Source organism: Streptomyces sp. RLA131 (assembly GCF_056270125.1).
Genome location: NZ_JBWDOQ010000002.1, coordinates 1,001,982 through 1,028,903, shown reverse-complemented (window position 1 = coordinate 1,028,903; position 26,922 = coordinate 1,001,982). Strand labels below are relative to the sequence as shown.

The 26,922-nt window shown below is 70.4% G+C and carries 16 protein-coding genes and 5 pseudogenes; 12 read left to right on the top strand and 9 right to left on the bottom strand.

Translation table 11 applies throughout. The annotated features are described in order from the left end of the window. Positions 1-2: 2 nt before the first annotated feature. The 8 genes and pseudogenes from RWE79_RS05540 to RWE79_RS05505 all read right to left on the bottom strand — a co-directional run bounded on the left by RWE79_RS05540 (position 3) and on the right by RWE79_RS05505 (position 9,988). Positions 3-1,025: a zinc-dependent alcohol dehydrogenase gene (locus RWE79_RS05540; protein ID WP_475938884.1), complete on the bottom strand. Its 1,023-nt coding sequence runs from the start codon at positions 1,023-1,025 to the stop codon at positions 3-5. 22 nt (positions 1,026-1,047) lie between these two features. After that, positions 1,048-1,953: a universal stress protein gene (locus tag RWE79_RS05535; protein WP_475938883.1), complete on the bottom strand. Its 906-nt coding sequence runs from the start codon at positions 1,951-1,953 to the stop codon at positions 1,048-1,050. Between the two features lie 153 nt (positions 1,954-2,106). Beyond that, positions 2,107-2,253: pseudogene (locus RWE79_RS05530) on the bottom strand (hypothetical protein); the annotation flags it as partial. An 86-nt stretch (positions 2,254-2,339) separates the two neighbouring features. Further along, positions 2,340-3,071 carry a pyruvate formate-lyase-activating protein gene (pflA, locus tag RWE79_RS05525; protein ID WP_475945614.1) on the bottom strand — a complete coding sequence of 244 codons (732 nt, stop codon included), beginning with the start codon at positions 3,069-3,071 and terminating at the stop codon, positions 2,340-2,342. A 5-nt stretch (positions 3,072-3,076) separates the two neighbouring features. Then, complete coding sequence (gene pflB / locus RWE79_RS05520; RefSeq protein WP_475938882.1) at positions 3,077-5,329, bottom strand: formate C-acetyltransferase; 2,253 nt, start codon at positions 5,327-5,329, stop codon at positions 3,077-3,079. Positions 5,330-5,480: 151 nt separating this feature from the next. Further along, positions 5,481-6,401 (bottom strand): annotated as a pseudogene (locus RWE79_RS05515) (amino acid kinase family protein). A gap of 175 nt (positions 6,402-6,576) precedes the next feature. Next, positions 6,577-9,399, bottom strand: a complete 2,823-nt coding sequence (locus RWE79_RS05510) for a cation-translocating P-type ATPase (protein WP_475938881.1) — start codon at positions 9,397-9,399, stop codon at positions 6,577-6,579. A gap of 130 nt (positions 9,400-9,529) precedes the next feature. Beyond that, positions 9,530-9,988: a universal stress protein gene (locus tag RWE79_RS05505; protein WP_475938880.1), complete on the bottom strand. Its 459-nt coding sequence runs from the start codon at positions 9,986-9,988 to the stop codon at positions 9,530-9,532. A gap of 441 nt (positions 9,989-10,429) precedes the next feature. Here RWE79_RS05505 and RWE79_RS05500 point away from each other — a divergent pair. The 12 genes and pseudogenes from RWE79_RS05500 to RWE79_RS05445 all read left to right on the top strand — a co-directional run bounded on the left by RWE79_RS05500 (position 10,430) and on the right by RWE79_RS05445 (position 26,133). Continuing rightward, positions 10,430-11,283, top strand: a pseudogene (locus RWE79_RS05500) (slipin family protein). 514 nt (positions 11,284-11,797) lie between these two features. Further along, on the top strand, positions 11,798-12,319 hold the full coding sequence (locus RWE79_RS05495) for a hypothetical protein (RefSeq protein ID WP_475938879.1): 522 nt from the start codon (positions 11,798-11,800) through the stop codon (positions 12,317-12,319). 63 nt (positions 12,320-12,382) lie between these two features. After that, a complete protein-coding gene (locus RWE79_RS05490; RefSeq protein WP_475938878.1) occupies positions 12,383-13,861 on the top strand; it encodes an APC family permease in 1,479 nt (492 codons plus the stop codon). Between the two features lie 44 nt (positions 13,862-13,905). After that, a complete protein-coding gene (locus RWE79_RS05485) occupies positions 13,906-15,156 on the top strand; it encodes an arginine deiminase (RefSeq protein ID WP_475938877.1) in 1,251 nt (416 codons plus the stop codon). A gap of 45 nt (positions 15,157-15,201) precedes the next feature. Then, positions 15,202-16,218 carry an ornithine carbamoyltransferase gene (gene argF / locus RWE79_RS05480; RefSeq protein WP_475938876.1) on the top strand — a complete coding sequence of 339 codons (1,017 nt, stop codon included), beginning with the start codon at positions 15,202-15,204 and terminating at the stop codon, positions 16,216-16,218. Positions 16,219-16,227: 9 nt separating this feature from the next. Further along, on the top strand, positions 16,228-17,220 hold the full coding sequence (locus RWE79_RS05475) for a carbamate kinase (protein WP_475938875.1): 993 nt from the start codon (positions 16,228-16,230) through the stop codon (positions 17,218-17,220). A gap of 308 nt (positions 17,221-17,528) precedes the next feature. After that, positions 17,529-19,243: pseudogene (locus tag RWE79_RS05470) on the top strand (pyruvate formate lyase family protein); the annotation flags it as partial. A gap of 458 nt (positions 19,244-19,701) precedes the next feature. Continuing rightward, a complete protein-coding gene (locus RWE79_RS05465) occupies positions 19,702-20,262 on the top strand; it encodes an Rv1733c family protein (protein WP_475938874.1) in 561 nt (186 codons plus the stop codon). Between the two features lie 183 nt (positions 20,263-20,445). Beyond that, positions 20,446-23,097 (top strand): cation-translocating P-type ATPase, encoded by a 2,652-nt coding sequence (locus RWE79_RS05460; RefSeq protein WP_475938873.1) that lies wholly within the window; start codon positions 20,446-20,448, stop codon positions 23,095-23,097. 34 nt (positions 23,098-23,131) lie between these two features. Continuing rightward, a pseudogene (locus tag RWE79_RS05455) lies at positions 23,132-23,371 on the top strand (pyridoxamine 5'-phosphate oxidase family protein); the annotation flags it as partial. Positions 23,372-24,131: 760 nt separating this feature from the next. After that, entirely contained in the window at positions 24,132-24,338 is a 207-nt protein-coding gene (locus tag RWE79_RS05450) for a DUF2180 family protein (protein ID WP_475938872.1), read from the top strand. Beyond that, entirely contained in the window at positions 24,316-26,133 is a 1,818-nt protein-coding gene (locus tag RWE79_RS05445; protein ID WP_475938871.1) for a sensor histidine kinase, read from the top strand. The genes RWE79_RS05450 and RWE79_RS05445 overlap by 23 nt, the downstream gene beginning before the upstream one ends. A gap of 17 nt (positions 26,134-26,150) precedes the next feature. Here RWE79_RS05445 and RWE79_RS05440 read toward each other — a convergent pair whose 3' ends face one another. Beyond that, positions 26,151-26,843 (bottom strand): response regulator, encoded by a 693-nt coding sequence (locus RWE79_RS05440; RefSeq protein ID WP_475938870.1) that lies wholly within the window; start codon positions 26,841-26,843, stop codon positions 26,151-26,153. Positions 26,844-26,922 lie beyond the last annotated feature (79 nt).

The window sequence follows — 26,922 nt, the reverse complement described above, 5'->3', positions numbered from 1 at the left end:
CCTCACCTTCCTGTACCGAGGTCGAAGACGATCCGGGCCCTGACCTCGCCGCGCAGCACCTCGTCGATGGACTCGTTGACGGAGGCCAGCGGCCGGGTCTCACAGATGACCTTGGTGCGGCCGGAGGCGTGCAGTTGGAAGACCTCGGCGAGGTCCTGCCGGGTGCCGACGATCGAGCCGATCACCGAGGTGCCGTTCAGCACGGTGTCGAAGATCGGGACCTGGATCGTGCCATGCGCGGGCAGCGCCACCATGACGAGCTTCCCGCCGCGCCGCAGGCCCGAGTTGACGGCCGTGAACGCGGCCTCGTTCACGGCCAGCGCGATCGCGGCATGCGCTCCGCCGTGCTGCTTGAGGACCTGGCCGACGTCGTCCTTGCGGGCGTCGATGACAAGGTCCGCGCCGAGTTCGGCGGCCAGTTCGAGTTTCTCGTCGGTGACGTCGATCGCGGCGACGGTCGCCCCGGCGATCTTCGCGTACTGCACCGCCAGGTGGCCGAGCCCGCCGATCCCGGAGATCGCGACGAGCTGCGCGGGCCGCACACCGGCGACCTTGAGCGCCTTGTACGTGGTCACCCCGGCGCAGGCCAGCGGGGCGGCGTCCACGGCGTTCACACCATCGGGCACCGGCTGGGCGAAGTCCGCCCAGGCCAGCATCTTCTCGGCGTGCCCGCCGTCGCAGCCGTAGCCGGTGTTGATCTGCTGCTCGCACAGCGTCTCCCAGCCGGACAGGCAGTGCTCGCACCGGCCGCAGGCCCAGCCGAGCCACGGCACGGCCACTCGCTGCCCGACGGAGAGGTGGGTGACGCCGTCGCCGAGCTTCTCGACGAGTCCGACGCCTTCGTGGCCGGGGACGAAGGGCGGGGCCGGCTTGAGCGGCCAGTCGCCGTGGGCGGCATGGATGTCGGTGTGGCACAGCCCGGACGCCTCGACGCGCACGCGGACCTGGCCGGGGCCGGGCTCGGGGTCGGGGCGGTCCTCGATGACCAGGGGTTCGCCGAAGGCTCGGACAACCGCTGCCTTCATGATTGCTGCTCCTTGGGATGGGTCAGCCGTGGGAAACGACGGCGACGGGGGCGGTGGAGTGGTGCAGGACGGCGTGGGTGACGGAGCCGATGTGGGCGCCGAGCGTGCTGCGGCGGCGACGACGGCCGACGACGATCAGGGAGGCCCTGTGGGAGGCGTCGACGAGGTGGTTGCCGGGACTGCCGTAATGGCACTCCTCGGTGACCTCGGCCTCCGGGAACTTCTCGGTCCACGGGCGCAGCACCTCGGTGAGGGCGGTGGATTCGCTCAGCGCCAGGGCCCCGTGCAGTTCGAGGTCGGCGGACGGGCCGTAGGCGTAGTAGGCGGGCGGGTTCCAGCCGTGCACGACACGAAGGGAGGTGCCGCGGCGGGCGGCGGCGGCGAACGCGAAGCCGATCAGTTCGTCGTCGGGGTTCTCGGTGTCGAGGCCGAGGACGACGGGCCGGAACGGAGTCGCCGCGGACGGAATGCCGACCGGGTCCATCTCGTGTTCGTCGGCGGCCTGTTCCCCGGCGCGGACGAACACGACCGGCCGGTCGGCATGTGCCACGACGGACAGCCCGACCGAGCCGACCATGAACCCGCCGATCCCGCCCAGCGCGCGCGAGCCGAGAACGAGCAGCTCCGCGTCCTTCATGGCGCTCACCAGTACGTCGGCGGGCGGGCCGGACAGCTGTTCGCCGGTCACGTCGAGGCCGGGATGGCGTAGCCGGATCCCTTCGCTCGTCTCGCGGGGAATCCTCTCGGTCCAGTACTGATGCGTCTCGGCGCCGAGCAGCGGTGCCTGCGCCATGGGCGCCGGCACCGGCTCCCAGACCTGGACCAGCTTCAGCGGCAGGCCGAGCAGCTGTGCCTCGCGGGCGGCCCACTCGGCCGCCGCACGGCTCTCGGCTGAACCGTCGAGGCCGACGGTGACGGTGCGGGGCATGATGCCCACCTTCCGGATCGGGGGTCCTGACGAGAGCTTCGTCCTCGGACGAGTGGCCCGGCAGGGGCCGCAGGTCCCTGCCGGGCGACCGAACGGCCCTGGCACGTGTTCGGCGCGGCGGGCCCACCGACGAGCCCGCGGCCCCTCCCGTGGTCACCGCGGCCGGCGGCTGCGGTGGACCAGCGGGAGCTTCACCCAGAGCCTGCCGAGGCCGAGGGAGTCGCCGGCGGAGACGGCGGCCGGCGCGATCAGGGCGACGGCGTTGAGGAGGTGGTAGTCGGTGAACGGGTTCGTCGACATGCGCTACGCCACCCTGCGGCCACCGGTGGCCACCCTCACTGCCACGGTCGGACTGCCTGCTGTGCTTGCTGTGCCTGGTGCCGCGCTCAGTAGGCCGGCAGGCCATGCGCCCGGAACTGTTCACGGACACGTTCGACCAGTTCGGAGGTGGGGACGGGAGTGTCGCGCAGCGAGAACGGAACGCCGAGGGCCTCGTACTTGGCGGCGCCCAGCTTGTGGAACGGCAGCACGTCCACGCGGTCGACCGAGCCGAGACCCGCCACGAAGTCGGCCAGACCCGCCACGGACTCCGCGTCGTCCGTCCAGCCCGGTACCAGGACGTATCTGATCCACATCCGGACGCCGAGCCGGTCGAGACGGGTGGCGAAGTTCAGGGTGGGCGCGAGTTCGCCGCCCGTCAGGTGGCGGTAGGTCGTGATGTCGAAGGACTTGATGTCCAGGAGCACCAGGTCGGTGTCGGCGAGGAGTTCGTCGGAGGCGCGGGCGCCGAGGAAGCCCGAGGTGTCGAGGGCGGTGTGCAGTCCCGCCTCCTTGCAGCGGCGCAGGACCTCGCCGGTGAAGGCGGACTGCAGCAGCGGCTCGCCTCCCGTGAGGGTCACGCCGCCGCCGGCTGTGGTGATGAAGGCGCGGTACTTCTCGATCTCCGCCATCACCTCGTCGGCAGTGGCCTCCCGCCCGTCCCGCATGTGCCAGGTGTCGGGGTTGGCGCAGTACAGGCAGCGCAGCGGGCAGCCGGAGACGAAGAGGACGAACCGGGTCCCGGGGCCGTCCACGCCGGTGGACAGGTCCCAGGAGTGGATCCGGCCGGTCGTCGTCATCGTGCTCACAGCGATCCGTGGAAGGTACGGCTGATCACGTCGAGCTGCTGCTCCCGGGTCAGGCGGACGAAGTTGACGGCGTAACCGGAGACGCGGATGGTCAGGTTCGGGTAGTTCGCCGGGTGTTCCATGGCGTCCTCCAGCGTGGCGCGGTCGAGGACGTTCACGTTCATGTGGAAGCCGCCGGCGGCGATGTAGGCGTCGAGGATGCCGACCAGGTGGCCGGCGCGTTCCTCGGGGCAGTGGCCGAGGCCCTCCGGGGTGATGGTCGTCGTCAGTGAGATGCCGTCGCGGGCCTGCTCGTACGGGAGTTTGGCGACCGAGAGCGCGGAGGCGGCGACCCCGTGCCGGTCACGGCCGTTCATCGGGTTGGCGCCGGGCGCGAAGGGCTGTCCGGCCCGGCGCCCGTCGGGGGTGTGCCCGGTGTGCTTGCCGTAGACGACGTTCGAGGTGATCGTCAGCACCGACTGGGTGTGCTCGGCGTCCCGGTAGGCGGGGTGCTCGCGCACCTTCGCCATGAATGACTCCACCAGGCCGACGGCGATGCTGTCCGCGCGGTCGTCGTTGTTGCCGTACGCCGGGAACTCGCCCTCTGTACGGAAGTCGACGGCCAGGCCGGTGGCGTCCCGGAACACCTTCACCCGCGCGTACCTGACGGCGGACAGGCTGTCCGCGGCGACCGACAGACCTGCGATGCCGCAGGCCATGAAACGGTGCACAGGGTGGTCGTGCAGCGCCATCTCGACGCGCTCGTAGGCGTACTTGTCGTGCATGTAGTGGATGACGTTCAGCGCGTCGACGTACGTCCGCGCCAGCCAGTCCAGGACACGGTCGTACGCCGCGGACAGTTCGTCGTAGTCCAGGTACTCCCCGGTCAGCGGAGGCGTCGGGGACGCGACCTGTTCGCCGGTCATCTCGTCCCGGCCGCCGTTGACCGCGTACAGCAGCGCCTTGGCCACGTTGACCCGCGCCCCGAAGAACTGCATCTGCTTCCCGACCGCCATCGCCGACACACAGCAGGCGATCGCGGTGTCGTCACCGGTACGGGACCGCATCAGCTCGTCGGACTCGTACTGGACGGCGCTGGTGTCGATCGACACCTGGGCGCAGAACTCCTTGAAGGAAGACGGAAGTTGTGGCGACCACAGGACCGTCAGGTTCGGTTCGGGTGCCGGGCCGAGGTTGTGGAGGGTCTGCAGGAAACGGAAGGAGGTACGGGTGACCAGGGTCCGCCCGTCCGCGCTCATGCCCCCGATCGACTCCGTCACCCAGGTCGGGTCGCCGGAGAACAGCGCGTCGTACTCGGGAGTGCGCAGGAACCGTACGATCCGCAGCTTGATCACGAAGTCGTCGATCAGTTCCTGGGCGCGGGTCTCGTCGATGGTCCCCTCGTCCAGGTCCCGCTGGAGGTAGACGTCCAGGAAGGTGGAGGTGCGGCCGAGCGACATCGCGGCGCCGTTCTGCTCCTTCACCGCGGCCAGGTAGCCGAGGTACAGCCACTGCACGGCCTCGTGCGCGGTGACGGCAGGGCGGGAGACGTCGCAGCCGTACGTGGCCGCCATCCGCGTCAGCTCGCCCAACGCCCGCATCTGCTCGGCGAGTTCCTCACGGTCCCGGATGGTGTCCGCCGTCGACGGCCCGGCGTCGAGCAGAGCGCGCTCGGCACGCTTGGCGTGCGCGAGGAAGGCGGTGCCGTACAGCGCGACGCGCCGGTAGTCGCCGATGATCCGGCCCCGGCCGTAGGCGTCGGGCAGGCCGGTGATGATCCCGGCCTTGCGGGCGGCCCGCATCTCGGGGGTGTACGCGTCGAAGACACCGTCGTTGTGGGTCTTGCGGTAGGTCCCGAAGACGCGGGAGACGAAGGGGTCGGGCTCGTACCCGTACGCCTTCAGGCTGTTCTCGACCATCCGCAGACCGCCGTTCGGCATGATCGCGCGCTTCAGCGGGGCATCGGTCTGCAGGCCGACGATCAACTCCCGTTCGCGGTCGATGTATCCGGGCGCGTGCGAGGTGATCGTGGAGGGAGTGGCGGTGTCGACGTCGAGGATGCCCCGGCGCCGCTCCTCCGGGAACAGGGCGCTGACCGTCTCCCACACCGTTCGCGTGCGATCGGTGGCGCCGGTCAGGAAGGACGCGTCACCGTCGTACGGCGTGTAGTTGGCCTGGATGAAGGCGCGCACGTCGACGCGGTCGCGCCACGGGGCGCCGACGAAGCCGTGCCATGCCTCGGATGCGCGCGTTCCCGCTGTCGCTGTCATCGCCGGTTCTCTCCCCTGCTCGGCACTGGGATGTCTCCCTGACTCCATGCTCGTGCGACGCGCTGGTCGTCGGGAGGGCCGGACAGGGGCGTGGGGCCCGGCCGTCCGGCCCCCTGCTGCCAGGGCCGGACGGCCCTCCGGCCGGCGACCGTCACACGGCGGGCAGGTCCGGGCGGACGAGCGTGCCCGACCTGCCGTGGACGATCTCGTACGCCGCGTCCAGGGCACCGGTCGCGGCCGGTGACCCGGTCCGTTCGACGAACAGGGCGGCGGCTTCGGCCTTGGGACCCGTCGAGTCCTCGGGGAAGTCGCCCCGGCGCAGGCCGGCGGGGGTGGCGCCGAGGACGGGCCGCTGGTCGGGAGTCCCGTAGCCGGTGTAGACGCAGGGCACATCGGTGAGGATGAGCAGGAAGTCTGCCTTCAGGTCCCCGGCGAGCAGCGCCGCCGTGAGGTCCTTGTCGACGACGGCCTCCGCCCCGGTGAGCGCGCCGGTGCCGGGGTCGGCGGTGACGGGGACGCCTCCTCCGCCGGCGCAGAACGAGCGTGCCGCTGCTCACCAGTTCGTGGATGGTCTCCGCCTCCAGGATCCGTTCGGGTGCCGGGGAGGGGACGACGCGACGCCTGCCGGTGGTGTCGGCGGCGATGTGCCGGCCACGTTCGCGGGCGGGCGCGGACGCGATGGCGTGGGGATACACCTGGCCGACGAACTTCGTGGGGTGCCCGAAGGCCGGGTCGTCGGCCCGGACGAGGGTATGGGTGACCAGCGCGGCGATCCGGCGGCCGGGCAGGGCGTCGTGCAGGGTGCGGACCAGCAGGGAGCCGATCATGCCCTGGGTCTGGGCGCCGAGCAGGTCCAGCGGGTAGGGGGCGCTCAGAGCGGGGTCGGCCGCGCTCTCCACGGCGAGCAGGCCGATCTGGGGGCCGTTGCCGTGGGTGATGACGATCTCGTGATCATGGGTGAGGGCGGCGATACGGTGGTCACCCGGTCGATGTTCGCCTCCTGGACCACCGTGTCGGGGTGCTCGCCGCGGTGCAGCAGGGCGTTGCCGCGGAGGGCGATGACGATGCGCATGGCTCAGTTCTCCAGGGTGGCGACGAGTACGGCCTTGATGGTGTGCAGCTGGTTCTCCGCCTGGTTGCCTGGTCGCCTGGTCGAAGACGATCGACGCGGGTGAGGAGAACAGGCCGTCGGTGACTTCCGGGTCGGGCATGGCCGACGCGAGTTCGACATTTGCTGAGACCGCTGCTCACCCTGTCCGTTCTGCCTCACGCCCCTCTACGAGGCGTGAGGTCACGGGCGTATTGGGCGTCGTGTCCCTTGTTGCGTCGTGGTGGCGGCGGGCCCAGCGGAGGGCTTCGTCGGCTCCCCAGACGATCAGCGGGAACGGGGCTATGACCGCCATCTGAGCCGGGCTGAGGGCCGCCGTGCCGAAGATGTGCTGAAGGGGCGGCGCGTACACGACTGCCGCGGTGAAGGCCAGCTCGAAGGCGATGCCCCACAGGAGCAGGCGGTTGGTCCAGATGCCGACTGTGAACAGGGAGGCGCGGTCGGTGCGGGCGGCGAACGCGGTGCCGATCTGGCAGGCGACGATGCCGACGAACGTGATGGTCGTCGCTTCCAGATATGCCTGGTGCAGGGGGGTGCCGCTGCCTGTGGGATCTCCTGGGTGCCAGCCGGCGTGCCAGAGGGTGAAGAGGAAGCCGCCCATGACCAGGGCCGCGGAGATGGTTCCCAGGAACGCCCATGCGCGGAAGAGGAGGGCCCGGTCGATGACTCCCGTCTTGCGTGATCGAGGCGGGCGGGACATGAGTCCGGGCTCGGCGGGCTCGCGTCCGAGTGCGAGCGCGGGGAGTGTTTCGGTGCCGAGGTCGATCGCCAGGATCTGCAGGACCGTCAGTGGCAGCGGGATGTGGCCCCCGGAGAGTGCGAAGACGAGGAAGGGGACGACCTCGGGCACCGCGTGGGCGAAGATGTAGAGCACGAACTTGCGGACGTTGTCGAAGACGCGTCGTCCTGCGTCGACCGCTGAGACGATGGTGGCGAAGTTGTCGTCGGTGAGCACCATGGTGGCTGCTTCACGGGCCACGTCTGTTCCCGATTTGCCCATGGCGACGCCGATGTCGGCGTGGCGCAGTGCGGGGGCGTCGTTGACGCCGTCTCCGGTCATCGCCACCACCTCGCCCTGCGCTCGCAAGGCTTCGCAGATACGCAGTTTGGCCTCTGGTGAGGTGCGGGCGAAGACGATCTCCTGGCGTCGCGAGAGCAGTTCGTCGAGGTCCTTGTCGCCCATCCGGTCCAGTACGTCGCCTGCGAGGACCGGGCTGCCGACGTGGCCGATGCCGACCTGGCGGGCGATTTCCGCGGCGGTGAGTCCGTAGTCGCCGGTGATGACGTGGATACGGATTCCGGCCTGGTGTGCGTCCCTGACGGCGTCGGCGACGCCGTCACGTGCCGGGTCTGCCATGGCGACCAGGCCGATCAGGGTCAGGTCGGATTCCGCTGCCGACCGCTCCGCCGGCGGCTTCTCCCCGTCGTCCAGAACATGGTGGGCGATGGCGAGCACCCGCAGTCCGGAAGCCGCGTAGCCGTCGATGGTGGTGCTCAGCTCTCCGCGCAGGGCGGCGTCCAGTTCGACCCTCTTCCCCTGCGGGTCGAGGAGGTGGGTGCAGCAGGGCAGGACGGCTTCGGGGGCGCCGTTGGTGTGGACCGTGGTGGCGCCTGCTTCGTCGTTCACGGTGGACATGCGCTTCAGGTGAGCGTCGAAGGGGAAGATCGTGCGGCGGGCGGCCTTGCGCTGGGAGGGCTCGATGGCGACGCCGAGGTCCTCGGCCAGGCGGAGGATCGCGAGTTCGGTGGGATCGCCGCTGCCCTGGGGCTGTGCTGGTGTGGGTGCCTCCGCGGTGGTGCAGGCGGCGGCGCTCGCTGCGAGGAGTGCCGCCTGAGGCTCGTGAACGGTCCGGTCCGCGTCCATCTCGCCGCCCGCCAGCCACAGCCGGGTCACCCGCATCCTGTTCTCGGTGAGGGTGCCGGTCTTGTCCGTGCAGATCACGGTCGTCGATCCCAGGGTCTCGACTCCCGAGAGGCGTTTGACGACGGCTCCGCCGGCCGCGAGTTCCCGGACTCCCGCGGCAAGGGCCAGGGTGATGGTCGGCAGCAGCCCTTCGGGGACGTTGGCGACGATCAGTCCGATGGAGAAGCTGATGGCCGCGCTCCAGCCCAGCCCGGCGGCGACCCCGACCGGCAGGAAGGCCGCGCCGATCGCGACAGCGACGACGGCGATGATCCAGGTGGCCCGCCGCACCTGTTTCTCCAGAGGGCTGCGTTCCGTGTGTACGCGTTGGGACAACGCGGCGATGCGGCCCAGTTCGGTGTGCATGCCCGTCCGGGTCACGACCGCTTCTGCCTCGCCGCCGCTGCACGTGGTGCCGCTGAAGACGAGTTCGTGTGCCTCCAGCAGGGAGCCGGTCTCGTCGGACGGCTGTGGCGAGCGGGTCACCGGAAGGGATTCGCCGGTCAGTGAGGACAGGTCCAGCGTGAGGGTGCCCTCGATGATCCGCGCGTCGGCACAGACCCGGTCGCCCTCGGAGACGATGAGGATGTCTCCGGGCACGAGGTCCCTGGCCGCGATCTCGCACCGCACCTCGTCGCGTACGACCCTGGCGGTGGGCGGCAGGAACGCGGCCAACGCCTCCACGGCCCGCTCGGCCTGCATCTCCTGGACGAAGGCGAACCCGGCGTTCAGGAGGATCACGGCCACAACGGCGACCGAGAGGGCCGGTGTTCCTCCGGCCCAGGCCAGGACGGCGGCAAGGGCCAAGAGGATCGCCAGTGGCTGGGTGAACTGGGAGAGCAGCTCGCCGGGCCAGCGCCTGCCGCCGGATCGGGTCAGCACGTTCGGGCCGTAGACCAGTTGTCTGCGGGTCGCCTCCCGGCTGGTGAGGCCCGAGGGGGAGGTGCGCAGGTCGCGGAAGAGTTCCGCCGGTGGCCGCCGCTCGTCGGCCTGCTCGGCCTTGTCGGGCTCACCGGGCGGGTGGGCTTCTCTCTCGTCGGTGTCTGATGACCGGCTCATGAGGGGCCCTCCCCGGGAAGGATCATGCCTGAGATGGCGCGGATGCGCCTTGAAGCCGTTGCCTGTCAGGGCCATCACGCCACGAGTGGTCGGGTGGTGTCCCTGCCCGGCCGGCTTCCCCTCGCGTGGGTCACGGTTGGGGGATGACGACGACGGGGCAGGGTGCATGCTGCACGCAGTGCTGGCTGACCGAGCCGAGGAGGATACCGCTGAAGGTGCCGTGGCCCCGGCTGCCCAGGACCAGAAGCTGTGCGTTGCGGCCTGCGTCCGTCAATACCTGTACGGGATGGCCTTCGACCACGCGGATCGCCACCTCGGCGGGGTGGTCCAGCTGGTCGCGCACCGTGGCCACGGTTTCCTGCAGGGCTCGTTCGGCGGTCTTCTCGAACTCGGCTCCTTCGGGCATCGACGGGACCCAGCCGTAGCCGTATCCGTACACCTCGGGGTACTGCCAGGCGGCGACCGCCTCGATGGGGCTGCCGGTCAACTTGGCCTGCGCCAGTCCCCACCTCAGTGCCGTCTGTGAGCAGGTCGAGCCGTCGACCCCCACGACGACGGGCCGGGGCTTCGCATCGGTGTACTGGGCCATGTCGTTCTCCTGCCGGTGTTACGAACAGAGCCGGCTTGCGCGGCGGGCAGCGCAGTCTCGCCCCCGGATTTCGATGGAGGTGCGGACGCATATGTGCCGGCCGTCACTGGGACACCGGACGGACAGCTTCACGCTACGCACCCTCGCCGAACCCGTAACTGGCCGTCCGGCCCTACCTCCAGGGCCGTATGGCCCTCTCCGTATGGCCCACCTGTAGCCAGGCCGAGGCGAACGCGATTGGGGACCGGTTGGCCCCTGCCCGCGCCGCAGGCAGCGAGCCATGCTCGGAACACGGCAAGAACTGCGGAACCCGGCCAGGCCCGCCACTGCGGGCCATTCGCTCCTTCTGGTGCACGAGCCCGGTCCAGCTTCCGTGTCCTTCTCGTTCCGGCTGGAGCGAGAAGGACAAACAGTCTCGTGCCCTATCTGAGGAGCAGCACCATGGCAGCACTCATCTTCCCGATCGTCATAGTGGCCCTGCTGGTCGTCCTGGCGATCGCCATGGCTATCAAGGTCGTCAAGCAGTTCGAGCAGGGCGTGCTGTTCCGCTTCGGCAGACTGGTTGGGCCTCGCTCTCCCGGTCTGCGGTTCATCATTCCGTTCGTCGATGTCCTGCACCGGGTCTCACTTCGGATCGTCACGATGCCCATTCAGTCGCAGGGCATCATCACGCGCGACAACGTCAGCGTCGACGTGTCGGCCGTGGCGTATTCCGCGTCGTGGACGCCGTGAAGTCGGTCATCGCGATCGAGAACGTCAACGCGGCGATCAACCAGATCGCCCAGACGACACTGCGCAAGGTCGTCGGCCAGCACACCCTCGACGAGACGCTCTCGGAGACCGACCGCATCAACCTGGACATCCGCGAGATCCTCGACGTCGCCACCGTCGAGTGGGGCGTGGAGGTCACCCTGGTCGAACTCAAGGACATCCAGCTGCCCGAGAGCATGAAGCGCGCCATGGCCCGCCAGGCCGAGGCCGAGCGGGAGAAGCGAGCGAAGATCATCAACGCCGAAGGCGAGTCCCTGGCCGCAGCGGCCCTCGGAGACGCGTCGGACATCATGATGGACCACCCCCTGGCCCTCCAACTCCGCAACCTCCAGAGCATGGTGGAGATCGGCGTCGACAAGAACACCACCGTCGTCTTCCCCGCCCCCCTCATGAGCACCATCGGCGAACTCGGCTCCTTCCTCGCCCGCGAGACGGCGGCAGCAGGCAACGCGACGACGCCGCCCGCCGCCCGCACCACGACCAGCCCGGACCCGGAACTGAACGGGGCAACCGTGGCCGTCTGATCAGCCTCACCGGCATGCCGACGCAGGGTGGTGGGCCCTTGTGCCTGGGCTGAATGGGGCTAGCCTGGTGATCAGACGTCCTGGACCCCGGCGCTTACTGCCAGTTGACACGGATGCACCAGGGCGGCCGTCCTCCGCACGGCCGCCGATGCCTCCCCCGCGGCTGCCGGCTCGATCCCGAACTCTTCTGCCGTACGGCCGCATTCACCGACCCGTGGCGCTGCGCCCGGAGTCCATGAGCTTGTCCTGGGGCATCAGGAAGGACCGTTTCTCCAGTCTTCCCCTCGCGAAGACAGGGACCTCCTGTCTCGCTCCACGGCGCCGTGCCGACCCCTTCCGGACGGAGCACCATGCCCACCTCCCAGGTGCTGCCAGCCCATTGGCACGGCGCTGACGACCGAGCCCTGATCACCGGGGCAGGCGAACCCGCCCACGATCCGGTGCCGCATATGGGACCTCCCGGGAAGCCTCGGCCGACGCACCCGGGCCTCGGGACCGTTGCACGGAGCCGGCCGTGGTGACCACACCGGGCAGGACCCGGGCCGCCGGCGCGGCACCCCGCCGACACCACCACCAGGTCGAACGGCTCCTCACCCGCCGACGCTCGGTCGTCGCCTGGTGCGACCGTCACCTGACGGCCATCCACGCCCTGTCCACCCTCATGACGGACACCCCCGGTGTTGTCGACGCCGCCCTGGCCGAGGTGCTCACCGACCCCGTCGACCCTCCCGCGGCCCCCGGCCCGGGCGAATACCCCGCTGCCCTCCCCGCTCCGTCCCCGACACGGGCCACTCGCGCACACCTGCCCGTCACCAGGGACCGCTGTCCCGACAGCGCCTCCTCTCCACTCGACCGCATCGAGCTCGCGCTCCACCTCGTCGGAGACCGCTCCTGCGCGACCGTCTCCCAAACGCTCGGCCTCCCCGAGCGCTCCGTCGCAGCCCGCCTCCGTTCAGGGCTGTGGGTGCTGTTCACCCCCTGCGACGGCGACTCCGGCCACTCGCCGCAGGGCCGGCTCCCCACCGCCACGGCCTGACCTGAAACAGCCTCGTCCTCGTCCGCCCGCCTTGCACATGAGCAGAAGCGAGAAAGACCTCCTATGAGCGCCCAGGTGAACGACGAGGCGTCCGGCGCGCCTCCGGTACCGCAGGCCCAGTCTCCGGACCAGTCTGCGGACTCGTCCTCTGACAACGCTTCGCCGAAGGGGCGGTTCGGTCTGCCGACCGCCACCGCGCTGGTCATCGGCTCGGTGATCGGCACCGGGGTGTTCGCGCTGCCCTCCGCGCTGGCGCCGTACGGCCCGATCAGTCTGGTCGCGTTCGTGCTGGTCACCATCGGCGCGCTGGCCCTGGCGTTCACGTTCGGCGCGTTGTCCAAGCGGGTGCCGGGCTCGGGCGGCCCGTACGTGTACGCCAGGGACGCCTTCGGGGACTTCGGCGGCTTCCTCAACGCCTGGTCGTACTGGATCACGGCCTGGGCGGGCAACGCCGCCATCGTCGTGGCCTGGGTCGGGTATGTGGAGGTGTTCTGGAACAACGGACACGCCAAGTCCTGGTCCATCGTGATCGCGATGGCCGGCCTGTGGATCCCGGCGGCCATCAACCTGTCCGGCGTGCGGAACATGGCGGTCACCCAGAACGTGACGACCGTGCTGAAATTCGCCCCGTTGCTGTTCATGGCCACCGTCGGCCTGCTCTTCATCAGGGCCCACAACTTCGGCCCCTTCAACGCCGGTGGCACGTCAGCCGGTTCGGCGATCTCCGCCGCCGCCGCGATCGCGCTGTTCAGCTACATCGGCATCGAGACGGCGTCTGTGGCCGCGGGCAGGGTGCGCGATCCGCAGCGCAACGTCGGCCGCGCGACGGTGCTCGGCACCCTCGGTTGCGCGGTGGTCTACATCCTCGGCACGCTCACCGTCTTCGGTACCGTGTCCAACGCCGCCCTGCGGAAATCATCCGCCCCGTTCACCGACTCGGCCGACGCCATCTTCGGCGGCCGGTGGGCCGGCCAGACCGTGGCGGTCGCCGCGATCGTCTCCGGTCTCGGCGCACTGATCGGCTGGACCCTGATCGTCGCCGAGATGCCGATGGCCGCCGCCAAGGACCGGCTCTTTCCTGCAGCGTTCGCCCGCACCCGCCGCGGGGTGCCCGCGTTCGGCATCGTCAGCTCGACGTTGCTCGCCTCCGTCCTGACCGCCGTCAGTTACACCCGCTTCGAGAACGTCTTCACCACCCTGGTGCTGCTGTCCGTGGTCACCGCGGTCATCCCGTATCTGTTCAGCGCCGGGGCACAGCTGTACTGGCTGCTGACCCGAGGCCGGCAGACCCGGTGGCGGCACCTGGTCCGCGACTGCGGAGTGTCCGGCGTGGCGCTGGTCTTCTCGTTCTGGTCGCTGGCCGGCAGCGGCTACCAGGCCGTCTACTACGGCACGTTCTGCCTGCTCCTGGGCCTGCCCGTCTACATCTGGCTGAAGTCGGGGCGCGGCGAGTACGGCGAGAGCCCGGTCGTGCCCTACGACGCCCCGGCCGCCCTCGCGGTGCCGGCCGACCGGCCCGGCACCGGAGGGTTCCCGTCATGAGCCGCCCCGCCACCGCAACCGTCCGCTCTGCCAAGGAGACCACTGTGACCCGCACGCTCGGAGTGCACTCCGAAGTCGGCCGGCTACGCGAAGCCGTCGTCCACCACCCCGGGCTGGAGCTCAGCCGCCTGACCCCTGCCAACTGCCACGAACTGCTCTTCGACGACGTGATGTGGGCCGCGAAGGCCCGCGAGGAACACGACGCGTTCACCGAGGTGCTCCGCGAACGTGACGTCACCGTCCACCACTTCGACGCCCTGCTCGCCGAAACCCTGGCGCTCCCCGAGGCGCGGGCCTTCGTACTCGACCGCGTCTGCACCCCGGAACAGGTCGGGCCCACCCTGGCCGGACCGCTGCGCGCGCTCGCCGACGAGGCCGATCCGGCGATGCTGGCGGAGCTGCTCATCGGCGGGGTGACCCGTACGGATCTTTCCCCGCTGCGGGTGCGCAGCCTGCGCTGGCAGGCCCTCGGCCCTGACGACTTCGTACTGGCACCACTGCCCAACACCCTTTTCCAGCGGGACAATTCGGCCTGGATCTACGGCGGCGTCACGATCAACCCGATGGCCAAGGCCGCCCGGCGGCGCGAATCCCTGCACACCAGGGCCGTGTACGGGTACCACCCGCTGTTCGCCGGCGCCGCGTTCTCCGTCTACTACGGCGGCGATGACACCGGACACCAGCCCGCAACCCTGGAGGGCGGGGACATCCACGTCCTGGGCCGGGGCGTCGTACTGATCGGGATGGGAGAGCGGACCACCCCGATGGGTGTGGAGATCCTGGCCCGAGAGCTGTTCCGCAGCCACCAGGCCACCACGGTGATCGCCGTACAACTGCCGAAGTCGCACGCGTTCATGCACCTGGACACCGTCCTGACCATGATCGACACCGACACCTTCGTCCGCTACCCCTACCTTGACCCGAAGGCCATGCGGACCTGGGTGATAGTCCCCGCCGACCCGGCGGAGGTCGTCGAGCACGACACCGGAGGTCTGCACGTCGAGCACCGCGACGACCTGTTCGCCACCATCGCGGACGCCCTGGGCCTGGACAAACTCCGGATCCTGTCCGCGGACGAGGACGCCAGGGCGGCCGAGCGCGAGCAATGGGACGACGCCAACAACTTCCTCACCGTCGCCCCCGGCGTCGTCGTCGGCTACGAGCGCAACACCGTCACCAACACCATGCTGCGCGAGAACGGCATCGAGGTCATCAGCATCCCGGGCAACGAGCTGGGCCGCGGCCGGGGCGGCGCGCGGTGCATGACCTGCCCCACTCGGCGCGACGGCACCTGACGCCTCATCATCACCTCGCCCACACCACTCCTGAGGACTGCTCCCATGACCGCTCCACTCACCGCCACCGCCCGCCACCCGGGCTCCCTGCTCAAGGAACTCGACCTGGACAAGGCGCAGTTCCTGGCACTCATCACCCGGGCCGCACAGCTCAAGCAGGACAAGGCCTACGGCACCGAACGCCGTCTGCTGACGGGCCGGAACATCGCGCTGGTCTTCGAGAAAAGTTCCACCCGCACCCGCTGCGCGTTCGAGGTCGCCGCCCACGACCAGGGCGCCCACGTCACCTACCTGGGGCCGGACGGCTCCCACATCGGCCGCGAGGAGTCGATCCGCGACACCGCCCGCGTCCTTGGCCGGATGTTCGACGGCATCGAGTTCCGGGGATTCGCCCAGGACACCGTGGAACAGCTCGCCGACCACGCCGGGGTGCCGGTGTGGAACGGCCTCACCGACACCTGGCACCCCACCCAGATGCTGGCCGACGTCCTCACCATGACCGAGCACCACTCCGGCCCGCTGGAGCAGACCGCCTACTGCTTCCTGGGCGACGGCCGCAACAACGTCGCCCGCTCTCTGCTGGTCACCGGCGCCCTGCTCGGCATGGACGTACGCATCGCCGCGCCCCGTGGACTGTGGCCCCCCGAGGATGTCATCGCCGCCGCCCACCGCCTCGCCACCACCAGCGGCGCCCGTGTGCTGGTCACCGACGACGTCGAACAGGGCGTGGCGGGCGCCGACTTCGTCTACACCGACGTATGGGTCAGCATGGGCGAGTCCGACGAACAGTGGGGCGCCCGCGTCGACCTGCTCCTGCCCTACCGGGTCACCGAGAAGGTCCTGCACGCCTCCGGCAAGCCCGACACGAGGTTCCTGCACTGTCTCCCCGCCGTCCACGACCGCAGCACCCAGCTCGGTGAGCGCCTGCACGACTTGTACGGCCTCAGCGGCGCGGAGGTCACCGACGACGTCTTCGAATCCCCCCGCTCGATCGTCTTCGACCAGGCCGAGAACCGGCTGCACACCATCAAAGCGGTCCTCGTCGCCGCCCTCGGCGACTGAGCCGCTGATATGCGCATCGTGGCCGCGCTCGGCGGCAACGCACTCCTGCGACGCGGCGAGAAGCCCGACGCCGTCATCCAGATCGAGCACGTCCGCGCCGCCGCCGAGGCACTCGCCCCGCTGGCCGCCGACCATGAGCTGATCGTCTGCCATGGGAACGGCCCGCAGGTCGGCATGCTCGCCCTGGAGAGCGAGAACGACCCTGCACTGACCCGCCCCTACCCGCTGGACGCGCTCGTCGCGCAGACTCAGGGGATGATCGGCTACTGGCTGGCCCAGTGCCTGCGCAACGCCGGAGTGGCGAAGCCGGTCCTGAGCATCGTCACCCAGACGCTGGTCGACGCGCACGACCCGGCCTTCGCCGAGCCGGCGAAGTTCGTCGGCCCCGTCTACGACCACCCGAACGCACGGCGGCTGGCCGAACTGCACGGCTGGCGCGTCGCCGCCGACGGCGACAACTGGCGGCGGGTCGTCCCCTCCCCCGAGCCGCAGCGGATCATCGAGCAGGACTCGATCACCCACCTGCTGGAGAGCCGGGCGGTGGTCATCTGCGGTGGCGGCGGCGGAGCCCCGGTCGTCGACGACGGCACCGGCCGGCTCCAGGGCGTCGAGGCCGTCGTCGACAAGGACTTCACCGCGGCCCTGCTCGCCGTCACCGTGCAGGCCGACCGGCTGCTGGTACTCACCGACGTGCCCGCCGTGATGGCACACTTCAGCACCCCCCAGGCCGTCCCGCTGAGCCGCCTCGACCTGGACGACCTGGCCCGTATGCGGTTTCCGGCCGGTTCCATGGGCCCCAAGACCGCCGCCTGCCACCGTTTCGTCGCAGCCACCGGCCGGCGAGCCGCCATCGGTTCGCTGTCCGAGGCGACGGCGGTCCTGGACGGCAGCGCCGGAACCACCATCACCGCAGGCCGCACCCACCGTACGGGCGCCCGGCCCGGCCCCGGAACGGCGAGCGAGCCCGTGCCCACCAACGCGACGGGACAGAAACGCAGTTGATTCAGCAGGCAGCCTCCACGCCGGCCACCGGTCCGCCCGGTGCTGATCCTTCCGCTCCCGATCCGCGCGAACCGCCGGCCGACCTGTTCACGGACCTGGAGAGCCGACGGGTGACCGGGCCGAGGGCCGAACGGCCTGGCGGGGGAGGACCTATGGCCCCCGGGACGTCACCGGCAAAGGGCTGGACGGCACGGCCACCGGGCTCCCATCGGCCCTGCCCCGAAGTGCCATGAACGACAAGCATCGTGAAGGAGAAGACGGCTTCGCGATCACCGGTGGTCGACGCGGGGAACGATTCGGAGGCAGTGATGACCGTAACGGCACCGACAGAGACGGACGCACCCGCTGCGGCATGGCAGGGTTTCGCCGGACGGCAATGGCGCGAGAAGATCGACGTGCGCGGCTTCGTTCAGGCCAACTACACGCCTTGCAAGGGCGATCAGGGCTTCCTTGCCGGCCCGACCGAGCGGACCCGCGCGGTGTGGGGCAAGGCCTCGGCGCTCTTCCCCGAGGAGCGCCGCCGGGGCATTCTCGACGTCGACGCCGCCACCCCGTCCACAATCACCTCGCATGCGCCCGGGTTCATCGACCGCGACCGCGAGCTGATCGTCGGCCTCCAGACCGACGCGCCGCTGAAGCGGGCGATCATGCCGGGCGGCGGTCTGCGGATGGTGGAGAACGGCCTGCGGGCGTACGGCTACAGGCCCGGCCCGTTCGTCAGCCGGGTCTTCGGAACCTACCGCAAGACCCACAACGACGGGGTCTTCGGCGCCTGCACCCCCGCCATGAAGACCGCCCGCAAGGCCGGGACCATCACCGGGCTGCCCGACGCCTACGGCCGCGGCCGGATCATCGGGGACTACCTCCGTGTTGCCCTCTACGGCACCACCCGCCTGATCGAGGCCGAGCACGCCGAACGCGTCCTGCTGTACGCCCGCCTCTCCACCGCCGACGTGATCCGCGACCGCGAGGAACCCGCCGAACAAGCCCGCACCCTGGGCGAGTTGCCGACGATGGCAGCCTCGTACGGCTGTGACTTCACCCGCCCCGCCGCCACCGCCCATGAAGCCGTCCAATGGCTCTGCCTCGGCTGCCTCACCGCGGTGAAGGAGCAGAACGGCGCCGCGATGTCGCTGGGCCGGACCTCCACCTACCTCGACATCTACCTTGCCCGCGACCTCACCGAGGGCCTGATCGACGAGACCCGCGCCCAGGAGCCGATCGACGACTTCGTCATCAAGCTGCGGATCGTTCGCTTCCTGCGCACGCCGGAATACGACGCGCTGTTCTCCGGCGACCCCACCTGGATGACGGAGTCCATCGGCGGCCCCGGCGAGGACGGACGCACGCTGGTCACCCGCACCTCCTTCGGCGTCCTCCAGACCCTCTACAACCTCGGCCCGGCCCCCGAACCCAACCTCACCGTCCTCTGGTCGCCCCAACCGCACACCGGCTTCGCGCACTTCTGCGCCCAGGTCTCCATCGTCGCGAGCTCCGCCCAGTACGAGTCCGACGATCTGCCGCGCCCGGCCACCGGCGACGACACTGTGATTGCCTGCTGCGTCTCGGCCATGGCGGTCGGGAAGCAGATGCAGTTCTTCGGCGCCCGGGTCAACCTCGCCAAGGCCCTGCTCTACGCGATCAACGGTGGCCGCGGCGAAGTGATTGGCAATCAGATAACGACCGCCGAAACGCCGTTGACCGGCGAGTACCTCGATCCGGTCGAGCTGGCCGCTGCCTACGACCGGATGCTGGACCGGCTCGCGGAGACCTACGTCAACGCCCTCAACGTCATCCACTACATGCACGACAAGTACGCCTACGAGCGCATCGAGATGGCCGCCCTGCACGACCACCCGGTCCATCGCACGATGGCCTGCGGCATCGCAGGTCTTTCGGTGGCCGCGGACAGTCTCTCTCGGCCACCAAACACGCCCGGGTGAAGGTCATCCGGGACGCCAAGGGCCTGGCCGTCGACTACGAGGTCGGGGGCGACTGGCCGGCGTACGGCAACAACGACGAGCCCCAGCCCGGGTCCGAGCCCGGGTCCAGGTCCGAGCCCGAACTCCGGCGATGATTGTGCGGCGGAGATCGGTGATCATGTCGGACGGCGACGGGCCGGTCCTGATGGTGTACCAGGGAGCACGGGCGCGGTGCTGGGCGGCGTCGGTGGAGGTGCCGACGGGCACACCGGCGGAGACACCGGATCCGGTGGTGCCGGTGAGCGTGGCCCCCTCTGCCTGAGCCAGGTCAACACCGGCTGGTCCGTGGGCGGTTGCTTCGCCGAGCAGGCGGTCGCCGACGCACGCACGGCCATCGAGGTGCCGGCCGGCCGCGCTGTCCGGTCGGCCTCCGCCGGCGGTCAAACGGGGTCCATCGGTCTCATATCCGGGCCGTTGGGCCCTGCTCCTGTGCGCGGTGTGCGTGCGACGGTCGCTGGAGGGTCATTCGTACTGCGGCGTTCGGGAAGCGGAGTCGGTCATGGGTGCGAAGGTGAGGTGCTGGCGGTGGCGGCGCAATCCGCTCAGGCGCCGCTCGGATGCCGTCGAGGCGTGGCTCGTCCTGGTGACGGCCGTGGTGATGGCGGTGGGCACGCCCCTGGCAGGCACTCTGAGCGCGGTGGCTGTCGGGAGCGGGCTGCTCCACCAGCGCCAGGAACGGCACCGCACCTCCGCCGTGCTGACCGGGAACGCAGCCAAGCCGGAGCCCGGCATGTACGCCCGTACCTGGGCGACCGTGCAGTGGACGGCGTCCGACGGCTCCCTCCGTACGGCGCGGGCGCCGATCGGGGTGGGCAGCAGGGCCGGTGCCAGGACCGTGATCTGGACGGACGGCCAGGGCCGGCTCGTCGGTGAGCCACCCGGCCCGGGACAGGCACTCGCGGAGTCCGCCCTCGCCGGAGCGCTGGCCGCGGGCGGTGTTGCCCTGCTGCTGCTCGGCGGCCGTCTGATCGTACGGCGGCAACTGGACAGGCGCCGCGCGGCGCAGTGGGAGCGGGCCTGGGCCAGGACCGGCCCCCAGTGGGACCGGAAGCGCGCCTGATCCCGGTCCGGAGTCGGAGCAAGAGGTGTCCGGGCAAGAGGTCCAACCGGTCCTGCTGCCGGGATGAGGACGAGGCGGACAACAGCGTGATCGCGTGCCAGGACCGGAACGAACCCGCGGAGGCCGGTGCACGCCCGGAGACCGTGCACTGCCGAAAGCCACCGCAACGAACCCAGGAAGACCATGACACCTCAACCCGCTCCCACGCCCGGCGTCGTAGAAGCGGCGGGTCTCACCGAGGACCAGGCCGCCCGGAGACTGGCGGAATGCGGTCCCAATGAGCTGGGCGCGCAGCGCCGGATACCGCTGTGGTCGCGAGTCGGCGCCCAACTGCGTGACCCGATGATCCTGATCCTGCTGGCGGCGGTGGTGCTCACCGTGCTGACCGGGGACCACGCGGACGCGGTGGTCATCGCCCTGGTGATCGTGGCGAACACTACCGTGGGGGTGGCCCAGGAAGTACGCGCGGACAACGCCGTCGCGGCGCTGTCCGCCATGACCGCGCCGACAGCCCGGGTGCTGCGCGGCGGCACCGAGCGCGAGGTCGCCTCCGCGGCCGTCGTACCGGGCGACGCGCTGGTGCTCGGCGAGGGCGACATCGTCCCCGCCGACGCGGCACTGACCGAGTCGTCCGCGCTGCTGGTCGACGAGTCGGCGCTGACCGGGGAGTCGGTGCCGGTGGACAAGGACGCGCGGGGCGGGGAGCCGGACACCGGAGGGCTCCAGGCGGGCACCGTCGTGGTACGCGGCCGGGCCGTCGCCACCGTCACCGCGACCGGGCCGCACAGCGCGCTCGGCCGCGTCGCCGCCATGCTGCACCCGCACGAGGAACCGACCCCGCTGCAGCGCCGACTGGCCGGTCTCGGCCGGGTGCTGGCCCTGGTGGCGGTAGGTCTGTGTCTGATCGTCTTCGTTCTCGGCCTCGCCCGCGGCCAGTCGCCGCAGATCATGGCGGTCACCGCGATCAGCCTCGCCGTGGCCGCCGTCCCCGAGTCGCTGCCCGCCGTCGTCACGCTCGGACTGGCCCTCGGCGCCCGGCGGATGGCCGCCCGCCACGCGCTGGTACGACGACTGTCCGCAGTCGAGACACTCGGTTCGGTCACCATGCTGGCCACCGACAAGACCGGCACGCTCACCGAGGGCCGGATGGTCGTGGAACGTGTCTGGACCACCAGGGGCACGGCCGCGCTCACCGGTTCCGGCTACGGGCCCACCGGTGAGGTCCTGGTCGCGGGCAAGCCCCCTGCCCCCGCCGCGCTGCGTGCCGTACAGGAACTGCTCACGGCGGCGGCACTGTGCAACGACGCCTCGCTGCGGCCCCCTGAGAACGGTACGGACGGCTGGACCGCACTCGGGGATCCCACCGAGGCGGCGCTGCTCGCCGCCACCGCGAAGGCCGGCCGCGACCGAGACGAACTGCTGCCCGCGCACCCGCGCGTCGGCGAGGTGCCGTTCGACAGTCTCCGCAAGCGCATGACCACACTGCACCGCGCGCCTTCCGGCGAGGTGGAGGTCTGTCTCAAGGGCGCGCCGGAGGCGGTGCTCGACGGCGAGACCCTGGACGAGAGCCCCGACCTGTTGGAACGCGCCCGTAAGGAGGCCGCCACGCTTTCCGCCGAGGGCTTCCGCGTCCTGGCCGTGGCATCGGCCCTGCGTGTTGACCTCCCGGCCCGGTACGAGGAGGCCGAGACCGGGCTGCGGCTGCTGGGCCTGGTGGCCATCAGTGACCCGCCCAAGGAAGCGGCCGCGGCGACCGTCACGGCCTGCCGGCTGGCCGGCATCACCCCGGTGCTGATCACCGGCGACCACCCGGCCACCGCCCGCGCCATCGCGACCAGGGTCGGAATCCTCGGTCCCGGCAACAGTGTCTCCGGCAGTACCGCCTCCGACGAGGTCGTAACCGGCAAGGACCTGGCCGACGGGCAGGTCCCGGACCTCACCCGGGTCCGGGTGTTCGCCCGCACCACCCCGCAGCAGAAGCTGGACATCGTCCAGGTCTGGCGCGCCGGTGGTGCCGTCACCGCCATGACCGGCGACGGCGTCAACGACGGCCCGGCGCTGCGGCAGGCCGACATCGGCGTGGCCATGGGCCGCCGGGGAACAGAAGTCGCCCGGCAGGCGGCCGACCTGGTGCTCGCCGACGACGAACTGTCCACCGTGGTCACGGCGGTGGAGGAGGGCCGACGGGTCTACGACAACATCCGCCGCTTCCTGCTCTACGCCCTGGCCGGTGGCGTCGCGGAGATCCTTGTCATGCTGCTCGGCCCGCTGTTCGGGCTCGCGCTGCCCCTGCGGGCCGGCCAGATCCTGTGGATCAACCTCCTCACCCACGGTCTGACGGGCGTCGCCATGGGTGCCGAGCCGGTCTCCCGGCATGCCATGCGCCGCGCGCCGCGCCCGCCTGGGCAGCATGTGCTCGGCGGCGGGCTGTGGCAGCGGATACTCCGCCTCGCCACGGTGGTCACCGCCGCGAGCCTCGCCGCGGGGCTGTGGGCCCGGCACGCCGGGCAGCCCTGGCAGACCACGCTGTTCCTCGCGTTGCTGGCCGCCCAGCTCGGCGTCGTACTGGGCCTGCGGGAGCGGCTGTTCACCCGTGAGAACCCTTTCCTGCCCTGGGCGGTGCTGGCCGCGGTGGGTCTGGGCGCCGCCGCGCTGTACATGCCGTTCCTGCGGGCCGTCCTGGAGACCTCACCGCCGTCCTGGCCCGGTCTTGTGGCTGCTCTCGCCGCGGGCCTGGTCGGCTTCGGCACAGCCCGCGCGGAGAGCCGGTCCACACGGGCCACCGGGCAGGCCCGGACGAGGCCCGGGCCTGACCGGCCCACACCCCATGACTGATGAGTGACCAGGTGAAAGGAGGACCGCGCCCGGTGCCACGCCCGCCTTGGCCGCCGGAACCGAGGCCGCCTTCGAGGTGGACCATATCGACGATGCGCCGAGCCAGGGCTGGAGCGTTCTCGTCTTCGGCCGTGCCGAGTACGTGACCGACCCCGCCGCCGCCCGGCACCTCGTCGGCGCGGCCCGCTCCGCACCGTGGGCGGGCGGCGACCGCGAACTGCGGGTGCGCATCGCCCCGGAGCGGGTCACCGGACGCCGGATCGGCGCCCGCTGACCCACGCGGCGGGGCGGCCGCCGGAGGGATTACGCGAAGAAGCCGAGGGGCTTCAGATCGTGGGTTGGCAGGACGTTGTTGACTTCCTGGCGTGGTCCGGCCGTCGGGGACCGGAGCCCGGTCTCCCGGACCAGGACCACGCCCGACCGGGCACAGGTGCCGAATGGCCCTGTCCCCGGCCCGGTCCGATCCCGGCGCCCCCGGGCGACCGCGGCTGTGCGGGGCCGAATCCGGGGACTAGCCGGTGTGGATGGTGCCGCCCTGGTCCCCGGCCGCGCCGCTTTCACCGCGATGTCGCGCCGGAGCACTTGCGCTCACCCGTCGCAGGGCCGTTTCTCGCTTCTTTCCACACGGTGGCCCTGGGCTCCCGATGCGTCCAGCGAGGCGTCTTCATCTGCCCCGCCCTCCTCAACAGGCCATCGAAGTCCTGGCGGTACTCATGAACGTGGTGCTCCTACCGGCGGCGCTCCCGCTCGCCTTGATCGGCACGATGACGGGGGCTGTCCTGGTGGGAGGACTCCCTGATCCCGCCAAGACAGCCCGAAGGGCTCACCGCAGCGTCGGTGGTCGTGCCCCTTCGCCCCTCTGCCCTCGCCGAGATGTCGGCCGATGACCACCACCGCACGCTCGTAGGAACCGCAGAACGGGGCACCCGAGCTTGTGCGCCACTTGAGCGTGCACCTGCTGCAGGACTCGGCTCAACCGGGCGTGCTTTCGCACCCCGTCGTATCCGTCGGCCACTCGGAGAGCAGAAGGAAGCATGAACTGCTACGACTGTCACCAGTCCGGGGTGACCACCTCGGCCGTCGCCGTCTGCCGGAATTGCGGGGCCTCGCTCTGCCCCGATCACATCGAGGTCACCGTGCAGCATCTGGAGCGGAACGAAGGCATGGGCCTCGCCACTCTCAAGAAGCCTGCTCGCCGCCTTACGTGCCTCATCTGTCATGACGCGGAGCACCAGTTCTGACCTGCCCGCGGCATCCACCAGGCACCAGCAACGGCAGGGTCACCCGGGACGACCAAGCGACCGGAGGCAGCAAGTGAACGCCAAGGAACCCGCACCGTCCGAGACGGTGCCACGACTACGCCTGGACGAGCTGCTCGAAGAGCTTCAGGCGCAGATCGGGGAGGTTCGCGGCACCCAGGGGCGCCTTCACGGGCTGCTGGAGGCCGTCCTGTCGGTGGGCCGCGAGCTCGATCTCTCCCAGGTGCTGCGCCACATCACCAAGGCCGCGGTGGTTCTGGTCGATGCCGAATACGGCGCACTTGGTGTCATAGGTCCCGATCAGAGCCTCGTGCAGTTCCTCCCGGTCGGGGTCAGCGAGGCCGAGCAGGCACGGATCGGGGTTCTGCCCGCCGGGCACGGGCTCCTCGGCGAGCTGATCAGCCATCCGGAGCCATTGCGGCTGACAGAGCTGTCGGAACACCCGGCCTCGCACGGCTTTCCCGCGCACCACCCGCCGATGCACTCCTTCCTGGGTGTGCCCGTCCGTGTCCGGGGAGAAGTGTTCGGCAACCTCTACCTCACCCAGAAACGCGGTGGTCTCCCGTTCGACAGCGAGGACGAAGCCGTCCTGTCGACCCTGGCCGCAGCCGCAGGGGTGGCGATCGACAACGCCCGTCTGTACGCGGAGGGACAGGTCAGGGAACGCTGGTTGGCAGCCAGTGCCGAACTCACTCGTGGCCTGCTCTCCGGAACGCCTGAAACGAAGGTACTGGAGCTGATGCTGAACCGGGCGCAGGACATCACGTCGGCCGATCTCGGCGTGGTCGAACTGGTCACCCCCGGAAGGCAGGAACTGCGCGGGGTACTCGCGCTCGGGGAAGGTGCCGCGCTGCATCGTGGTGTGAGGCTGCCTCGCGATGGGACTCTGAGCGGGGAGGCCCTGGCCGCAGGGCAGTTGATCGTCACCTCGGAGGTGGGGAGTGACCCGCGGGTCACCTACTGTCCCGAACGGTGGACGGGGCTGGGACCCGCGGTCGCCGTTCCTATAAGTACCAGTGACAAGGATCGCGGGGTGCTCGTACTCGCGCGCACCGCGGGGCGCCCGCCCTTTACCCAGGCGGAGATCGCGCCGCTGCCCGGTTTCGCCGGCCAGGCCGCGCTCGCGCTGGAACTCGCCGACCGACGCAGGACGGCCGAGCAGGTGAGCCTGCTGGAGGACCGCGACCGCATTGCACGCGACCTCCACGACCTCGCCATCCAAAGGCTGTTCGCCACGGGAATGACGCTGCAGAGCGCGAATCGCTTCGTCGAGCACCCGGAAGCGACCGAGCGGATCGGCCGGGCGGTCGACGACCTCGACACCACCATCAAAATCATCCGGTCCACGATCTTCGGTCTGCGGGCCCACGACAGCACCGTGATCGGCCACGGCCTGCGGGCCCGTGCCTCCAGGACTGCCGAGGAAGCCGTTCCCTCTCTGGGGTTCACGCCGTCCCTGCTCATGGAGGGCCTGCTCGACACCGATGTCCCGCACACCGTGGCGGACGAGGTCGTGGCGGTGCTGAGCGAAGCACTGTCGAACATCGCCCGGCACGCACACACCCCGTCCGCGGAGATCGCACTCGTCGTCCGCAACGAGCGGCTCACACTGACCGTCACCGACAACGGCGTCGGAATCGGCGAAGGCGGACACAGCAGCGGGCTGCGCAATCTCAGTGAGCGCGCGCGGAACCTGGGTGGTGAACTCACCCTGACCGCCCCGCCCGAGGGCGGCACCCTTCTCCGCTGGGCCGTCCCATTGCCTGATCGCCGCTAGCCGGGGCCCCAGCGGGATCAGGCGTCCTCGTGGGGCGGTGAGGTCAGCCGGACTGCCAGAACCGCCGCCTGGACGCGGCGCTCGACCCCGAGTTTCGCCAGAAGCCGCGATATGTGGTTCTTGATGGTCTTCTCCGACAGATAGAGACGCTTGCCGATCTGGCGATTGGTGAGTCCCTCACCGATGAGATCCAGAATCTGGCGTTCGCGCATGGTCAGAGCGTCCAACGGTTCTGCCTCTGAAGCAGGTTGCCCGGAGGGGGAGCGCAGACTGCTCATCAGCCGTCCGGTGGTCGCCGGGTCCAGCATCGACTGCCCCGAGGCCACCGTCCGCACCGCCGTGACCAGGTCGGAGCCCTTGATCTGCTTCAACACGTAGCCGGCCGCCCCGGCCATGATCGCGTCCAGCAGGGCGTCGTCATCGTCGGACGAAGTCAGCATCAGGCAGGCCAACTCCGGCATCCGGTCACGCAGTTCACGGCAGACGGCGATGCCGTCACTGTCCGGGAGGCGAATGTCCAGGATCGCGACGTCCGGACGCAGCGCCGGACCGCGGACCAGCGCCTGCGCACTGGTTCCCGCCTCGCCGACCACCGCGATGTCCGGTTCCAGGTCGAGCAGGTCGTGAACCCCACGTCGTACGACCTCGTGATCGTCGAGCAGGAAGACCCGGATCGGTGACTCCGGTGTGAAAACGCGTTCCTGGCTCACATCGCCCTCCGGGCGTAGTTGTCCCCGTCGATCGTGCCGGGCTCGTTCAGCACCAACCACTGCCCGTAGCGCCCGCAGA

What these genes read in the sequence shown, in the direction of transcription:
- RWE79_RS05540 (WP_475938884.1), bottom strand. Translation starts at nt 1,025, where the DNA reads ATGAAGGCAGCGGTTGTCCGAGCCTTCGGCGAACCCCTGGTCATCGAG.
- RWE79_RS05535 (WP_475938883.1), bottom strand. Translation starts at nt 1,953, where the DNA reads ATGCCCCGCACCGTCACCGTCGGCCTCGACGGTTCAGCCGAGAGCCGT.
- pflA (WP_475945614.1), bottom strand. Translation starts at nt 3,071, where the DNA reads ATGACGACGACCGGCCGGATCCACTCCTGGGACCTGTCCACCGGCGTG.
- pflB (WP_475938882.1), bottom strand. Translation starts at nt 5,329, where the DNA reads ATGACAGCGACAGCGGGAACGCGCGCATCCGAGGCATGGCACGGCTTC.
- RWE79_RS05510 (WP_475938881.1), bottom strand. Translation starts at nt 9,399, where the DNA reads ATGAGCCGGTCATCAGACACCGACGAGAGAGAAGCCCACCCGCCCGGT.
- RWE79_RS05505 (WP_475938880.1), bottom strand. Translation starts at nt 9,988, where the DNA reads ATGGCCCAGTACACCGATGCGAAGCCCCGGCCCGTCGTCGTGGGGGTC.
- RWE79_RS05490 (WP_475938878.1), top strand. Translation starts at nt 12,383, where the DNA reads ATGAGCGCCCAGGTGAACGACGAGGCGTCCGGCGCGCCTCCGGTACCG.
- argF (WP_475938876.1), top strand. Translation starts at nt 15,202, where the DNA reads ATGACCGCTCCACTCACCGCCACCGCCCGCCACCCGGGCTCCCTGCTC.
- RWE79_RS05475 (WP_475938875.1), top strand. Translation starts at nt 16,228, where the DNA reads ATGCGCATCGTGGCCGCGCTCGGCGGCAACGCACTCCTGCGACGCGGC.
- RWE79_RS05465 (WP_475938874.1), top strand. Translation starts at nt 19,702, where the DNA reads ATGGGTGCGAAGGTGAGGTGCTGGCGGTGGCGGCGCAATCCGCTCAGG.
- RWE79_RS05460 (WP_475938873.1), top strand. Translation starts at nt 20,446, where the DNA reads ATGACACCTCAACCCGCTCCCACGCCCGGCGTCGTAGAAGCGGCGGGT.
- RWE79_RS05450 (WP_475938872.1), top strand. Translation starts at nt 24,132, where the DNA reads ATGAACTGCTACGACTGTCACCAGTCCGGGGTGACCACCTCGGCCGTC.
- RWE79_RS05445 (WP_475938871.1), top strand. Translation starts at nt 24,316, where the DNA reads ATGACGCGGAGCACCAGTTCTGACCTGCCCGCGGCATCCACCAGGCAC.